General features: G+C 71.9%; 4 protein-coding genes. 1 reads left to right on the forward strand and 3 read right to left on the reverse strand.

What is annotated here, in order from left to right; all coding sequences use genetic code 11:
- Positions 1-3 precede the first annotated feature (3 nt).
- From ACT54L_RS19415 to ACT54L_RS19425, 3 genes are all read right to left on the reverse strand, one after another.
- A complete protein-coding gene (locus tag ACT54L_RS19415) occupies positions 4-975 on the reverse strand; it encodes an MBL fold metallo-hydrolase (protein WP_476087271.1) in 972 nt (323 codons plus the stop codon).
- A 302-nt stretch (positions 976-1,277) separates the two neighbouring features.
- Complete coding sequence (locus ACT54L_RS19420; protein ID WP_476087272.1) at positions 1,278-2,291, reverse strand: amino acid ABC transporter substrate-binding protein; 1,014 nt, start codon at positions 2,289-2,291, stop codon at positions 1,278-1,280.
- 247 nt (positions 2,292-2,538) lie between these two features.
- Positions 2,539-3,177 (reverse strand): L,D-transpeptidase, encoded by a 639-nt coding sequence (locus ACT54L_RS19425; protein WP_476087273.1) that lies wholly within the window; start codon positions 3,175-3,177, stop codon positions 2,539-2,541.
- Between the two features lie 342 nt (positions 3,178-3,519).
- Here ACT54L_RS19425 and ACT54L_RS19430 point away from each other — a divergent pair, with 342 nt between their 5' ends.
- A complete protein-coding gene (locus tag ACT54L_RS19430; protein ID WP_476087274.1) occupies positions 3,520-16,740 on the forward strand; it encodes a hypothetical protein in 13,221 nt (4,406 codons plus the stop codon).
- The last annotated feature ends 13 nt before the right edge of the window (positions 16,741-16,753 follow it).

A 16,753-nucleotide genomic window follows, 5' to 3' on the forward strand; every position in this document is an offset into this window, starting at 1 on the left:
GCCTCAGAGCACCGGGTTCCAGGCGGTGGGCACATAGTCGAAGCGCACCCCGTCCTTCTCCACATAAAGGGCGGCGGGGAAGGGGAAGTGATAGCCCGTCACCAGCATCCGCTCCGCCGAGACCATGTCATAGATCTTGATACGGTTTTCCTGCGCCTTCGCCGGGTCCATGTCGAACATGACGTGCCAGGTGGGGTTGCGCACGAACAGGGCCGGGATGTTGGTCAGGTCCGACTGCACGAACAGCCGCCCCTTGTCGGAGGCGAGCTGGAACGAGGTGTGGCCGGGAGTGTGGCCCGGAGTCGCCACCGAGGTGAGGCCAGGCATGACCTCCTTGTCCCAGCCGTAGCGCTCCACCTTGCCGGCCAGGGGGGTGAAGACCCGCCGCACATTCTGGAACCCGCCCTTCATGGCGTCGGGCGCGCGGCTCATCTGGCCGTCATCCATCCAGAAGGCCCATTCGGCCTCCGGCACCAGCACCTGGGCATTGGGATAGGCGGGGGCGCCCTGGGCGTTCAGCAGGCCGTTGATGTGGTCGCCGTGGAAATGGGAGATCACCACGGCATCGATGGATTTGGGGTCCACCCCGAGGGCAGCGAGGGTGCCGCCGAGCAGGCCCACCGTGCCCTGGGCCGGGCCGTTGCCGCTGTCGATGAGATAGAGCTTGGAACCGGTGTTCACCAACAGCGCCGTGAAGGGCAGGGTGAGCTGGTTCTCCGGCAGGAAGGCGGCGCGCAGCGCCTCGTTCACCTGCTCGCGCGACGCATTGCGCACGAACGTGTCGGTGAGGGGAATGGTGCGCGCGCCATCGCTGATGGCGGTCACCTCGATGCTGCCCACCTTGTAGCGATAGGCGCTCGGCCACTGGCTGGTGGCCTGGGGCGCTGCGGCGAAGGCGGAGAAGGCGCCGGTGGTGAAGCTGGCGGCACCGGCCGCGGCGGCGGCAAGGACGGAACGGCGGGACAGGAGGGTCATGGGCGTCTCCCAGGCGCGCGGTCCGCACGGGGGATCGCGGGCACGATCCGAGGACGCTGCGGCCGCGCTTCTGTTCCAAGGTGAGAGGATGCGTGCCGGTCAGATGGTGCCCGCACCAGGGGCCATGCGACGGGACCGCGCTCCAACAGAGGCCGAGAGACTAGAATGGCAGAAGGGGCTTGGTCGATACCGTTAGGGAATGTTGCCGCTCACGTTTGAGCGAGCGGCAAAAAAGGCCGAAGGGACGGCATAAGGGACGGCTGAACGAGGGGCCGGCGCGCGGCCCCTCGCGGCGTGCGGGATCAGCGCACCGGCGGGGCGTACTGAATGCCGCCGGCGCTCCACAGCTGGTTCAGGCCGCGGGGAATGCCAAGCTTGGAATCACCGCCCACATTGCGCTCGAACACCTGGCCGTAATTGCCGACCGCATTGATGATGCGCACGGCGAAGTCCTTGGTGAGGCCGATCTGCTCGCCATAATTGCCGTCGGCGCCCACCAGGCGGCGCACGTCGGGCTTCGAGGACTTGAGCGCCTCGTCCACATTGCCGGAATTCACGCCCAGTTCCTCGGCGTCCAGCATGGCAAAGTGGGTCCACTTGACCACGTTGAACCACTGGTCGTCGCCCTGGCGAACCACCGGGCCGAGGGGCTCCTTGGAGATCACGTCGGGCAGCACGATGTGGGCGCCGGGCTTCTTCATCACGAGACGCAGCGCGAACAGCTGGGACACGTCGGTGGACAGCGTATCGCAGCGGCCCTCCTCATAGGCCTTCACCATCTCGTCGGAATTGGCGACGGTCACCATCTCCAGCTTCATGGTGTTGGTCTTGAAATAGTCTTCCGTGTAGCCGGCGGCGGTGGTGCCGCTCTGCACGCACACCTTGGAGCCGTCCAGCTCCAGGGCCGAATTGATCTTGCGGGCGGCGGGCACCATGAAGCCCTGGCCGTCATAATAGGTGATGGCGCCGAACAGGAGGTTCAGCTTGCCTTCGCGCTCCAGCGTCCAGGTGGAATTGCGCGACAGCAGGTCCACCGCACCGGTCTGGAGGGCGGTGAAGCGCTCGTCGGCGCTCAGCGGCACGAACTTGACCTTGGCCGGGTCGTTCAGCACCGCCGCCGCCACGGCGCGGCAGAAGTCCACGTCGAAGCCGGTCCACTTGCCGGCGGCATCGGGGCTGGAAAAGCCCACCAGGCCGCGGCTCACGCCGCATACGAGCTCGCCGCGATCCTTGACCGCCTTGAGGGTCTGCGCGTCGGCCGCATGCGCGCCGAGCGCGACGGCCGCTCCGGCCAGCAGGGTCAGGAGGGTCTTCATGAAAACCGCCTCTTGGAACGGGGGATGAGAAGGGAATAAGCGAAAACGCCGAACGCGACCTGTGCCGACACCATCCGTGCCAGCACCAAACCGGCTCACGGCCCGCCCTGTCGCGGCCGCCTGGGCCAGGGGCGCGCGGGGGAACGTGGTCCAGGGAACAAGGCCCGGCGCGCCCGGGTCGCCCGGATGCGCCGGCCATCAGCTGGCCATGCGCCACGCCCGCCGGAGCGGGAGCGGCGCAGGCATGTCAGAGGGCGACGGCCTGGCGCACGATCACCTTGGTGCCCACCGGCACGCGGCTGTAGAGATCGATGATCTCGCTGTTCACCAGCCGGAAGCAGCCGGACGACACCGCATAGCCGATGGTCTGCGGCTGGTTGGTGCCGTGGATGCGATAGACCGTGCCGCCCAGATAGAGCGCGCGGGCGCCCATGGGGTTGCCGGGGCCGCCGGCCATGAAGCGCGGCAGATAGGGCTGGCGCTGGATCATCTCGGCGGGGGGCGTCCAATCGGGCCATTCGGCCTTGCGCACCACGGTGACGAGGCCCTGCCAGGTGAAGCCGTCCCGGCCGACGCCGATGCCGTAGCGCAGCGCCCGGTTGTTGCCTTCCACCAGATAGAGGAAGCGATCATTGGTGGAGATGATGATGGTGCCGGGGGCTTCCGTGGTGCGGAAATAGACCGGCTGGCGGCGATAGATCGGGTCGATCTCCACCTCGTCATCGGACGGGGCGATCACGCCGGGCTGGTCGCCAATGTCCATGGTGCGGCCCTGGATGGCACCGGGCGGCACAGGCGTGGACTGGGCCATCGCCAGGGTTCCAAACGCGAGGGCGCCGACCTGAAGCAGAGCGGTCAGCGCCAGGGTCTTGAAGGTAACGGGCATCGTGCCGGCCTCTTTGCTTTGCGCCCCCTGAAGTGGCGCCGGCTGCAGTCTGGCTCAAGACGGTTAACGAAGCACGGCGTCATTACAGCGCCATGGCACGCCACCGCCGGGAAACCACGCACGTCCGGCACCCCTTCGCGCACGCCGCCCACGGGCGACGCGCCCCATCTTTCGATTATCTGAGCCGTGCCCGAAGGAAAAGGTCGAAAAAGTGGCCCCATTGCCGCCGGGGCATTGGCACGCGATGCAAGTCTGGGGTCAGCTTGGGCTTGTGTAGATCGCTGCAGCGGTGTTGTTTGTCCGGCGCGTGGTATCAATCTCCGCGCACCGTGGGGGCGGGTCATGGCGGGTCGTAACACTCAAAAGGTGGCGGGCCAGGTGAAGGCCGGCAGCGTTTACGGCGCCTCCTCGGCCCGGCTGCGGCTGTCCACCGCGCTGTCCACCACGTTGGCCGGGCTCGCCTTTCTGGCGGGAGCTGGGGTCTCCGGCCCGGCCATGGCCCAGACCCAGGTGGCCGTGCCCTATGCCTCAAGCGCCACCGGCGCCCGCGGCGGCGGCGGCGACGACGTTTATGATTACACATCGGATGCCACCGGCGGCACCGGGGGCGTCGGCCAGTCCATGCCGACGACCAACCTCCAGGTGAGCGGCACCACCGCCGGCGTGCCCTCCGCCTTGACCATCTACAGCCGCGGCGGCACTGGCGGCACGGGCGGCTATGGCCATAGCGACACGGGTTACGGCGCGGGCGGTGCGGGTGGCGCGGGCGGCTGGGGTGGTGAGCAGTTCATCACCATCTCCAACGTCAATGCCAACACGACGGCCAACACGGTTTCCGTGCAGTCCCTGGGCGGGGCCGGGGGGATGGGCGGTTACGGTTTCAGCCGTACGGACTGGGCGCAGGGCGGTGCCGGCGGCTCGGGCACGGGCGGCGCGGCGATCACGCTAAGCGTTGTGAACTCCACCTTGTCCACTGGCGCTCAGGCCCTGTTTCTCCTCACCATGGGCGGTGGCGGCGGGGCCGGATACTATGGCCAGTCGAATTCCGCCACCGGCACCGGCGGCGCCGGCGGAACGGGCGGCGTCGGCAACTGGATCAATCTCACCATTACCGGCTCCACCATCACGGGCGGCGCGGGTGGCAATGGTTATGCGGTGTTCGCCCAGTCGGCCGGCCAGACCGGCGGCACCGGCGGCTATGGCAGCTCCGACACCACCAATGCGACCGGCGGCGCAGGTGGGACCGGCGGGACGTCCAGCACATTCGTTTCCGCCTATGGCTCCATCACCAATTCCACCATCACCGGTGCGGCGGGAGGCGTTCAGATGCTGTCCACCGCCGGCTGGGGCGGGGTCGGCGGCAATGGCTCCAGCGGCACCGGCCGGTCCTATGGCGGGGCCGGCGGCAATGGCGGCAGCGTGGCCGGGGTGACCGGGCTCAACATTTCCGGCTCCACAATCACCGCCCAAGGCGGGACCGCCATCGTGGTGTCCTCCGTGGGCGGCCTCTCCCAGGCGGCCGGCTGGGGGTCCAGCGATTCGGACAAGTCTTATGGCGGCAATGGCGGCACCGGCGGGAATGGCAACACGGCCAAGCTGATCCTGTCCGGCTCCACCGTCAGCGGCACCACCAACGGGATCGTCGTGTGGTCCGGCGGCGGCGCCGGCGGGGCGGCGGGCTCGGGCTCCGGCGGCACGGACCATGGCTATGGCGGCAATGGCGGGCAGGGCGGCAACGGCGGCTATGCTTATGCGCGGATCACCGGCGGCAGCGTCACCAGTTCCAATGGCACGGCCATCGCCATCTCCTCGGTGGGCGGCAATGCGGGCAACGCCGCTGAAGGGCATTCCGCCGGCGACAGCGCCGATGGCGGCCTGGGCGGCACGGGCGGCAATGGTGGCAATGCGGGACTGACCTTGTCCGGCACCTCGGTGACGGGGGTCATTGGCGTGCAGGTTCAGTCCCTCGGCGGCACGGGGGGCACCGGCGGCGAGGGTGATTCCACCGTGGCCAATGCCACAGGCGGCAACGGCGGAGCGGGCGGCGGGGCTGGCACCGTCACGGTCTCCGTGTCTGGAACCGTGAGCGGGAGCAGCCTGGGTGTCGGCGCGGGGGCCAATGGTGGCGCCGGCGGGCGCGGCGGCTACGGCTATGCAGGAGCGTCCGACGCCTGGGGCGGCAATGGCGGCGCGGGGGGCGCGGGGGGAACGGCGTCGGTGACCATCGCCGCGAACTCCGTCATCACCGCCTCCGGCGCGTCGGGCGCCCGGGCGGTGGCGGTCTATGCGAATGGCGGCAACGGCGGCGATGGCTATATTGCCAAGCCCTGGTTCGCCGGCGGGTTCGGCGCCACCGGTGGCAATGGCGGACAAGGCGGCACTGGCGGCGTCGCCGATCTGACGGTGCAGGCGGGCGCCCAGCTTTCGACCGTCGGCAAGAATGCACCCGTCGTCCTGGTCCAGGCCAATGGGGGAAGCGGCGGCAGCGGTGCCACGGCCAATGATGCCTGGAACCTGACGGGCGGCAATGGCGGCACCGGCGGCAATGCCGCCAGCGGCAAGGTGGTCAACGTCCAGATCGCGGCCGGCGTTTCCATTTCCGCCACCGGCTATGCCTCCAACGGCATTCTGGCCCAGAGCCTCGGCGGCCTCGGGGCCAATGGCGCCAGCGTCTATGGCGGCTTCATTTCCACCACCGGCGGCAATGCGGGCCCCGGCGGATCGTCCGGCTATGTCTATGTGAAGACCGCGGCCGCCGTGACCACGAAGGGCAGCGGCGCCATCGGCATCGTCGTCCAGTCGGTGGCGGGCGGTGGCGGCAATGGCGGCGATGCCGGCGGCAGCTTCTCCTCCATGGGCGGCAATGGCGCGGCCAGCGGCAATGCGGGCAGCGCGACCGCGCGTAATTCCGGCGCGGTCAACACCTATGGCAATTACTCCCACGGCATGCTCGTGCAGTCGGTGGGCGGCGGCGGCGGCAGCCTGATCCTGGGCAGTGGCCAGATCGCGGTGGGCGGCTCCGCCGCGCCGGGCGGCTCGTCGGGCACCGGCACCAGCGCGGTGGCCCTGGTGAACAATTCCGGCACCATCACCACCCGCGGGACCTATTCCGACGGCATCCTGGCGCAGGCCATCGGCGGTGGCGGCGGCAATGGCGGCGGCGCGGGTGGCATCAGCTCGCTCGGCGGGCAGGGCGCGGCCGGCGGCAATGCGGGCACGGTGAAGGTCTATAATTCCGGCCTGGTGAGCACCGCCAGCAAGGATTCTCTGGGCATTGTGGCGCAGGCCATTGGCGGTGGCGGCGGGCGGGGCGGCGGCGCCGTCTCCGCGAGCATCGGCGTCTCGGCGGCCATTGGCGGCGGCGGCGGCACGGGCGGCGCGGGCGGCAATGTCTATGTGACCAATTCGGGCGCCACCACCAGCACCGTCACCGTCCAGACCTCCGGCTCCTATTCCACCGCCATTCTCGCCCAATCAGTGGGCGGGGGCGGCGGCGCCGGTGGCAGCGCCAAGGCGGCCACCCTGGAAGGCGTGGCCTTCACCATCGGCGGCAGCGGCGGATCGGGCGGCAATGGCGGCACCGTCACCGTCACCAACGAGGCGGGCGTCCTCACCACGGGGGCCCGCGCCTCCGGCGTGCTCGCCCAGTCTATCGGCGGTGGCGGCGGCTCCGGCGGGGCGGTGGTGGCGAAAAGCGTCGGCCTGTTCGTGGGCGCGGCGGTCTCGGTGGGCGGCACGGGCGGCACAGGCGGGCTGGGCTATGGCGCCACGGTGACCAACAGCGGGGTTGTCAGCACCTCCGGCTTCGATTCCATGGGCATTGTGGCCCAGTCCATCGGCGGCGGTGGCGGCAATGGCGGTTCCTCGTCCGCGGAGGCGGCTTCGGCGGGCGTCGACGTGTCCGTGTCCATCTCCGCCGCCATCGGCGGCAGCGGCGGCAGCGGCAACAATGCCGGCACCGCCAGCGTGAGCAATACGGGGTCCGTCCGCACCCAAGGGGACGGCGCCACCGCCATCCTCGTGCAATCCATCGGCGGCGGCGGCGGTGCCGGCGGCGATGCCTCGGCCATGAGCCTGGCCGCCTCCAACGGCATTTCTTTCAGCGTCAGCGCCGCCCTGGGCGGCTCGGGCGCCGGCGGTGGCACCGGCGGCGCGGCCAACGTCACCAATACCGGCCTTGTTGGCACGTTGGGCGATTTCGCCGATGCCATCCTGGTGCAGTCCATCGGCGGCGGCGGCGGCGCGGGGGGCGTCGGCGCTTCCTCCGCCAATTCGCCCACCATGGCCAAGTCGGTCGCGGTCGGCTTCTCATTGGGCGGGGCCGGCGGCACGGCGAGCGCGGGCGGCGCCGTGGTGGCCAAGAATTACGGCTCCATCCAGACCGAAGGGGCGAGCGCGCGTGGCATTCTCGCCCAGTCCATCGGCGGCGGCGGCGGCGCGGCGGGAGGCGGCGCGGCCAATGCCTATAACGGCACCCTCAATGCCACCGTGGCGCTCGGCGGCTCGGCGGGCGGCGGCGGCCATGGCGGCACGGTGAACGTCTACAATACCGGCACCATCGTCACCAGCGGCGGCGATGCGGTGGGCATCCTCGCCCAGTCGGTGGGCGGCGGCGGCGGCGCGGGCGGCTCGGCGTCCGGCAAGACCGGCGACAGCGCCTATTCTCCCAACGCCACCGGCAGCTTTTCCTTGACCGCAAACATCGGCGGCTCGGGCGGCAGCGGCGGCAATGGCGGCGCCGTCACGGTGAACAATGTGGCCAAAGGCACCGCCAAGGCGCCGGTCATCGCCACCAGCGGCGACCATGCGGCGGCCATCATCGCCCAGTCCATCGGCGGGGGCGGCGGCAAGGGAGGTGCTGCGGCCGGGTCCGCCTCGGGCGGCAAGGCGGCCCTGACCTTCACACTGGGCGCCTCGGGCGGCACCGGCGGCATCGGTGCCACCGTCACGGTCAACTCCACCGGGACCCTGTCCACCAAGGGCCTCGACGCCCCGGCCATCCTGGCCCAGTCGGTGGGCGGCGGCGGCGGCGTCGGCGGCAGCAGCAGCGCGGCGACCACCTCCAAGATCTCCCTTGGCGGCGCCGTCGCCGGCTCCGGCGGCACGGGCGAGCAGGGCGGCAAGATCTATGTGACCACGTCCGGCACCATAGAGACCAAGGGCGAGTTGTCCGACGGCATTCTCGCCCAGTCGGTGGGCGGCGGCGGCGGCGTGGGCGGCGCGGCCTCGGCGGAGGGCCATGCGGCTGGCCAGGGCTCCATCTCGGCCACCCTGACCCTGGGTGGCGCGGGCGGTTCCGGCACCTATGGCAATCAGGTGCAAGTGACCAATTCGGCCACCATCGTGACGGAGGGCGCGAGCGCCAATGGCATCCTCGCCCAGTCCATCGGCGGCGGTGGCGGCAAGGGCGGCTCGTCCTCCAGCAAGGGGGAGGGCGGCAGTTACAATCTCTCGGCCGGGCTCGGCGGTTCGGGCGGCGCCGGCGCGTTTGGCGGCCAGGTGACGGTGGCCAATTCTGGCGCCGGCATCTCGGTGTCGGGCGACCATGCCATCGCCATTCTCGCCCAATCCATCGGCGGTGGCGGCGGCACGGCCGGCGCCTCGGCCGCCGCCACTTCGGGCAAGACCGCCAGCGTCTCCTTTTCGCTCGCCGGCACCGGCGGCTCGGGCGCCGATGGCGGCACCGTGAGCGTGACCAATTCGGCGGGCATCTGGACCAAGGGCGTGGATGGCATCGGCATCCTCGCCCAGTCCATCGGCGGGGGCGGCGGCAATGCCGGGAGCGCCACCAATGCGGCCTCGGCCAAGTTCGCGGTGGGCGCCGCCATCGGCGGCAAGGGCGGCGGGGGCGGCAATGGCGGCAGCGCCACGGCGGCGCTCTCCGGCAGTTCCAAGACGCAGATCTTCACCACTGGCGCCGCAGCGGATGCGGTGCTGGTGCAGTCCATCGGCGGCAGCGGCGGCACGGCGGGGGCAGGCACGAGCAAGGCCGACGGCGGGGGCGGCAATGGCGCCGCGGTCACGGTGGGCGTGGGTGGTGGCGGCGGCAGCGGCGGCCATGGCGGCAGCGCCACCCTCACCAACGGCCCCACCGCCAGCGCGGCCCTGACCATCTATACGCAAGGGGTCGGCGCCAACGGCCTCGTCGCCCAGTCCATCGGCGGCGGCGGCGGCAAGGGTGGCGGCACCTCCTCCACCACCAGCGGCAGCGACACCGCCAATGTCTCCGCCTCCATCGGCGGCAATGGCGGGGCGGCGGGCTATGGCTCCAATGCCACCATCACCAATGCGGGTCGCGTCGGCACCTGGGGTGACCATGCGACCGCCATCCTGGTGCAGTCCATCGGCGGCGGCGGCGGCAATGCGGTGGGCGCCATGTCCACCGCCAGCGGCCAGTCTGCCAAGCTGAACCTGTCCGCCAGCCTGGGCGGGTCGGGCGGCGCCAGCGGCGATGGCGGCTATGCCAAGCTCACCAATTCCGGCGTCATCTCCACCCAGGGCGACTTTGCCAACGCCCTGGTGGCCCAATCCATCGGCGGTGGCGGCGGCAGCGCGGCGGTGACCGGCGACAGCGGCACCGGCGGCAGCGCCACCGTGACCCTTGGCCTGGCCGGCGCCGGCGGCAGCGCGGGCGACGGCGGCACGGTCAGCCTCACCAACAGCGCCAACATCTCCACCATCGGCCAGCAGTCCAACGCCATTCTCGTCCAGTCCATCGGCGGCGGCGGCGGCCTGGCGGGCAGCGCGCAGAACGCCACCACGGGCAAGGTCTCGGTGGGCGCCGCCATCGGCAATTCGGGCGGCAGCGGCGGCAATGGCGGGGCGGTCACGCTCACCCTGTCCGGTGCGCAGACGGTGGCCACGTCCGGCGATCTGTCGGATGCGGTGGTCGCCCAGTCCATCGGCGGCGGCGGCGGGGCCGGCGGCTCCGGCTCCAGCAAGGCGGATGGCAAGGGCGGCAACAGCTTCGGCGTGTCCGCGGCCCTCGGCGGGTCCGGCGGCGCGGGGGGCGATGGCGGCAAGGTGACGCTGAACATCGGCACCGGCACCTCCACCGTGGTGGCCACCTTCGGCGATACGTCCTCGGCCATCCTGGCCCAGTCCATCGGCGGCGGCGGCGGCAAGGGCGGCGCGGCCTCCTCGGCGGCCGGCACCACCGGGGGCGAGGCGTCGCTGGGCGCCAGCATGGGCGGCACCGGCGGCGCGGGCGGCAATGGCGCGGGCGTCTATGTCACCGTCAATGCGGCGGTGCAGACCTCGGCGGACGCCTCCACCGGCATCCTCGCCCAGTCGGTGGGCGGCGGCGGCGGCGCGGCGGGCCTGGCGGGGGCGTCCGCGAGCGGCGGCAAGCTCGCCATTGGCTTCGCGCTCGGCACCAGCGGCGGCAAAGGCGGCTCCGGCGGCACCGTGACCGTGACCGCAGCCGGCACCGTGCTGACGGAGGGCGAGAATGCCACCGGCATCATCGCCCAATCCATCGGTGGCGGCGGCGGCATCGCCGGCAGCGCGGAGGCCAGCAGCGCCTCCACCATTTCCCTGGGCGCCTCCATCGCCGGCTCCGGCGGCAGCGGCAATTATGGTGGTCAGGTCCAGGTGAACGCCCAAGGCAGCATCGTCACCAAGGGCGAGTTGTCGGACGGCATCCTCGCTCAGTCCCTGGGCGGCGGCGGCGGCGTGGGCGGCGCGGCAAGCTCCAAGGCCAATGGCACGGGCAGCCAGTCCGTGTCCGCCACCTTCGCGCTCGGCGGGGCCGGCGGCACCGGCTCCTATGGCGGCGCGGTGGGCGTGGTCAATTCCGGCAGCATCAGCACGGCCGGCGCCAGCGCCAACGGCATCCTCGCCCAGTCCATCGGCGGCGGCGGCGGCAAGGGCGGCTCGTCCACCACGGGCGCCACCGGCGCCAGCTATTCCATTGGGGCCAGCCTCGGCGGGGCGGGGGGGACCGGCTCGCAAGGCGGGACCGTCACCGTCAGCAATTCCGGTGTCATCTCGGTCACGGGCGACCATGCCAATGCCATCCTCGCCCAGTCCGTGGGTGGCGGCGGCGGCGCGGTGGGCGCCTCGGCGGCGACGGGGGCGGGCAAGACCGCGGCCATCACCTTCACCCTCGCCGGCAATGGTGGCAGCGGCGGCTATGGCGGGGCGGTGAATGTCACCTCCACCGGCAGCCTCTCCACCGCCGGCCAGAATGGCGTCGGCGTACTCGCCCAGTCCATCGGCGGCGGCGGCGGCAATGCGGGCAGCGCCACCAATTCGGCCTCCTCCCGGATCGGCGTCGGCGGCGCTGTGGGCGGCACCGGCGGCAGCGGTGGCGATGGCGGCGCCGTGACGGTGGCCTTCAACAACGCCAGCTTCGGCAGCATCGTGACCACTGGCGCGGCGGCCGATGCGGTTCTCGCCCAGTCCATCGGCGGCGGCGGCGGCACCGGCGGCACCGGCACCAGCAAGGCGGACGGCACCGGCGGGCAGGCGGTGAACCTGGCCGTGTCTGTGGGCGGCGGCGGCGGATCGGCCGGCGGCGGGGGTACCGTCACGGTCACCAATGGCACCCCCGGCTTCTTCATTTTCCCTGGGAGCCAGGGGGTGAACATCTCCACCTCCGGCACCGGCGCCAACGGCGTGGTGGCCCAGTCCATCGGCGGCGGTGGCGGCAAGGGCGCGGCGGCCTCTTCCACGGCGGCCGACACCGGCGCCTCCAGCATCGCGGAAATCTCCCTCGGCGTCGGCGGGGCCGGCGGCGCGGGCGGCATCGGCGGGACGGTGACGGTCACCTGGCGCGACGGCATCATCGTGACCGCGGGCGACCATGCCTCCGGCATCATCGCCCAATCCATCGGCGGCGGCGGTGGCCTTGCCACCTCCACCCATGCGGCGGCCAGCGGCACCAAGGCGGACGCCAGCGTCATCGTCGGCATTGGCGGGCAAGGTGGCAGCGGCAATACGGGCGGCACGGCTACCGTGACCTCCGCCGCCACCATCCAGACCCAGGGCGTGTCCAGCTATGGTGTTCTGGTGCAGTCCATCGGCGGCGGCGGCGGCGCCTCGAGCGCGGTGGGCGGCGCCGCCAATGGCGGGCAGGCGGGCGTCACCTTCACGCTCGCCGGCGCGGGCGGCAACGGCAATGATGGCGGCGCCGCAACCGCCAACATCTCCGGCAGCGTCTTCACCCAGGGCCAGAATGCGACGGCGGTCATGGTGCAGTCCATCGGCGGCGGCGGCGGCACGGCCGGCAGCGCGGACAATGCGACCCTCGCCCAGTTCGCCCTCGGCGGCGCCGTGGGCGGGGCCGGCGGCGCGGCCTCCAATGGTGGCGCGGCAAGCGCCACCCTCACCGGGTCCGCCGCCACCCGCATCAGCACCACCGGCGATGCGGCCGATGGCGTTCTGGTGCAGTCCATTGGCGGTGGCGGCGGCACAGCGGGCGCCGGGTCCGGCAAGGCGGACGGCGCGGGCGGCAATGGGGTCACCGTCTCGGTGGGCATTGGCGGCTCGGGCGGCGATGGCGGGGCCGGCGGCGTGGCGATGCTGACCAATGGCGGCGCGGCCGGGCCGGGCATGTCCATCTATACGTCAGGCGTCGGCGCCAACGGCCTGGTGGCCCAGTCCATCGGCGGCGGCGGCGGCAAGGGCGGGGGCAGTTCCTCCACCAGCGGCGGCACGGGCGCGGCCAATGTGTCCGCCAGCCTCGGCGGCACCGGCGGCAGCGGGGGGGCGGGCGGCACCGTCACGCTCGCCAACACCGGCATCATCCAGACCACGGGCGACCATGCCAGCGCCATCCTCGCCCAGGCCATTGGCGGTGGCGGTGGCAATGCGGTGGCCACCGCCACCGCCGCCACGGGCGGCGCGGCGCAGCTCAATCTCGGCGCGGCCCTCGGCGGCTCCGGCGGCAGCGCGGGCACGGGCGGCACGATCACGGTGACCAATTCCGGGGACCTTGCCACCGGCGGCAGCTTCGGCCACGGCATTCTCGCCCAGTCCATCGGCGGCGGCGGCGGCAGCGCCGCGGTGACCGGCGACAGCGGCACCGGGGGCGCGGCGGCGGTCAGCCTGTCGCTCACCGGCTCCGGCGCCGGGGGCGGGGATGGCGGACAGGTCACCGTCACCAATAATGGCGACATCACCACCACCGGCTTCGGCGCCAGCGCCATTCTCGCGCAGGCGGTGGGCGGCGGCGGCGGCTTTGCCGGCAGCGCCCAGAATGCCGCCAGCGGCAAGCTGGCGGTGGGCGCGGCCATAGGTGGGGGCGGCGGCAGCGGCGGCACGGGCGGCAACGTCTATGTGTTCGGCCAGACGGCGCAGCAGATCATCACCACCGGGGCCATGGCCGATGCCATCCTCGCCCAGTCGGTGGGCGGCGGCGGCGGCGTGGGCGGCGCCGGCAAGACGGCGGCCGACGGCAAAGGCGGCAGCAGCTTCGATGTCTCCGCCACGGTGGGTGGTGGCGGCGGCACGGGCGGTGACGGCGGCATGGTGACGGTGGATTTCGGCACCAGCCTCGACACGGTCATCTCCACCTCCGGCCATGATGCGGCGGGCCTCGTGGCGCAGGCCATCGGCGGCGGCGGCGGCAAGGCGAGCCTGGCCTCTTCCTTCGCCGGCACCGGCGGCACGGCCAGCCTGTCCGCCGACATGGGCGGCTCGGGCGGCGCGGGCGGAAATGGCGGGACGGTCACGGTCACCCTCAACGCCCTGGTGCAGACCACGGGCGCCGGCTCGGACGGCCTGCTCCTGCAATCGGTGGGCGGCGGCGGCGGCACGGCGGCGGCGGCCAATTCGTCCGCCTCGGGCGGCAGCAATACGGTCAATGTGGCCTTCACGCTGGGCGCCTCCGGCGGCTCCGGTGGCGACGGCGAAGGGGTGACGCTCACCCAATCCGGCCGCGTGGTGACCACGGGGGATTCCTCCAACGCCATCGTGTTGCAATCCATCGGCGGCGGTGGCGGACGCGCCTCCAGCGTCGGCGCCGATGCCGGTGCCGGCGAGGTGGCGGCGACCGTGACCCTGGGCAGCTCCGGCGGCGTCGCCGGCGCGGGCGGCACCGTCACCGGCACCGTGAAGGGGCTTGTCTCCACCAGCGGCGATGCGGCGGCGGGCGTGCTGGCCCAATCCATCGGCGGCGGCGGCGGCGTTGCGGCCACCAGCACCACCCAATCGGCCGGCAGCCATTCCCTGGCACTGACGCTGGGCGGCTCCGGCGGTGCCGGCGCCATCGGCGGCACGGTTCAGGTGACGCTGGGTGATACCGGCACCATCGTGACCCGTGGCGCCTCGTCCCACGGCCTGCTGCTGCAATCCATCGGCGGCGGCGGCGGCGTGGCCGGCGCGGGATCGGCGGACGGCACCGGCGCGGTGGCCTTTGGCGGGTCGGGCGGCACGGGCAACAATGGCGGCACCGTGACCGCCACCGTGGCGGGCGCGATCGCCACCAGCGGCACCGGCGCGGCGGCGATCTTCGCCCAGTCGGTGGGCGGCGGCGGCGGCGTGGGCGGCAGCGCCGCCAGCGCGGTGTTCACGCTCGATGACGGCATCAATGGCTCCGGCGGCGGCGCCGGCAATGGCGGCGCGGTCACGGTGAACGTCTCCGGCAAGGCGCAGGCCTCCGGCGCCAATGCGGCGGCCATCGTGGCCCAGTCCATCGGCGGCGGCGGCGGCCTCGCCGCCACCGGCACGGGCGTCGGCTTCGGCACCGCCGGAGGGGCGGGCACGGGCGGCCCGGTGACGGTGAATGTCTCGGGCCTGGTGAGCGCGTCCGGCAGCGGCGCGCCGGCCATCTTCGCCCAAAGCCTCGGCGCATTGGGCAATGGCGTCATCGCGGTGAATGTGGACCGGGGCGGCCAGGTGATTGGCGGTGCCGGCGGCCCGGCCATCATGCTCTCGGGCGGCGAGGCGAACATCATCACCATCGCCGCCGGCGGCCGGGTGACCAATAATGCGGGAATGGCCATCCAGTCCGGGTCGGCCGCCGACAGCATCTCGGTGTCCGGTGTCCTCACCGGCAGCGTGGACCTGGGCGAAGGCGCCAACAGCTTCGTGGTTCAGAAGGGCGGCGTGTTCAATTCCGGCGCCGCCGTGAGCATGGGGCCGGCGTCGGTGACGGCGAGCCTCCTGAGCGCATCCTCCGCGCCGCTGGCGCTGCAAAATCTCGGCACCGTTAATCCCGGCGGCCTGGGGACGCTGGCCAAGACCGGGCTTCTGGGCCAGTTCGTCTCCCCCGGCATCTACCAGGCGGACGTGGATGCGCGCTCGCTGAGCCACGACCTCCTGTCCATCTCGGACACGGCCGTGCTGTCCGGCCTCATCGATCCGCGCCCCCACACCATCGCGCCCAATACCAGCTACAAGATCCTGGAGGCGCCCACCCTCATCAATACGGCCACCACCACCCAGTCCGGCTTCGCCTACAGCTGGGACATGGTGACGACGGCCACCACCCTCACCGTGTCCCCGGTGGCCCATTTCGTGCCGGCCGGGGTGCCGCTGAGCGGCAATGAGGCGGCGGTGGGCGGGGCCTTGCAGCAGGCCTGGAACCTCGGCGGCTCCAGCGGCATGACCAATGCCTTCTCCTCGCTGATCGGCCTGTCCGACCTGCCGGCCTATCAATATGCGCTGGGCCAGCTCTCGCCCCAATTGCTGCAGGCGGGGGCGGTGCTGCGCACCACGGACAGCCGGGCCTTCCTGAACCGGACCTTGTCCTGCCCGGTCTTCATCGAGGAAAGCACCCAGCTGCACGAGGATCGCTGCGCCTGGACGCGCATCATCGCCGGGCGCACCACCCAGGCCACCACCGACCAGATGGCCGGCTATACGGCGGACAGCCTCACCTTCCAGGCCGGCGTGCAGAGCGAGATCGCCACCGACACCTTCATCGCCCTGTCGGCCGCCTACCAGCAGAGCTGGCTGTCCAGCTCCAATTCCTCCCTGTCGTCGGACGGCACCGGGGTGGACGTGGGCCTGGCGCTGAAGCGGCAGGTGGGGCCGTGGCTGTTCGCGGCCGCGGTGGACCTCGGCTGGGTGAGCTATGACAACACCCGGACCATCTGGACCATGGGCGGGGCGCCCACCAGCTCGGCGGATGTGTGGAACGTCACCGGGCGCCTGCGCGCGGCCTATGAGTTTGCCTTCGCCAACTGGTATGCGCGGCCCATGGTGGATCTGGACGTGATCCACGTGAACGCCCCCGGCTATAGCGAACAGGGCTTCACGGGGGCCGAACTCCAGGTCTACGGCAACAGCCAGACGACCTTCGTGGTGACACCGGCGGTGGAGTTCGGCGGGCGCATCGACCTGTCCGACGGCACGGTGCTGCGGCCCTATATGACGCTGGGGGCCTCCTTCGCCTCCAACGACGCCTGGACGGTGTCGTCGAGCTTCCTGTCGGCCCCGGCCGGCACGATGCCCTTCTCCACCACCGCCCCCATGCCCAGCGTGCTGGGCAATTTCGACATCGGCCTCCAGGCGCTCACCAAGCAGAACCTGGAGCTGAAGCTGGAATACAGCCTCAGCGCCGGCAACAATTATACGTCCCAGCTGGGCATGGCGCGCTTCGCCATCCACTTCTGAGGGACCGGCGCGC

It is taken from the genome of Aquabacter sp. DMC10 (genome assembly GCF_056314145.1).

Excerpts from the sequence above, each read along its gene's own strand:
- ACT54L_RS19420 (WP_476087272.1), bottom strand. The coding sequence starts at position 2,291 with ATGAAGACCCTCCTGACCCTGCTGGCCGGAGCGGCCGTCGCGCTCGGC.
- ACT54L_RS19430 (WP_476087274.1), top strand. The coding sequence starts at position 3,520 with ATGGCGGGTCGTAACACTCAAAAGGTGGCGGGCCAGGTGAAGGCCGGC.
- ACT54L_RS19425 (WP_476087273.1), bottom strand. The coding sequence starts at position 3,177 with ATGCCCGTTACCTTCAAGACCCTGGCGCTGACCGCTCTGCTTCAGGTC.
- ACT54L_RS19415 (WP_476087271.1), bottom strand. The coding sequence starts at position 975 with ATGACCCTCCTGTCCCGCCGTTCCGTCCTTGCCGCCGCCGCGGCCGGT.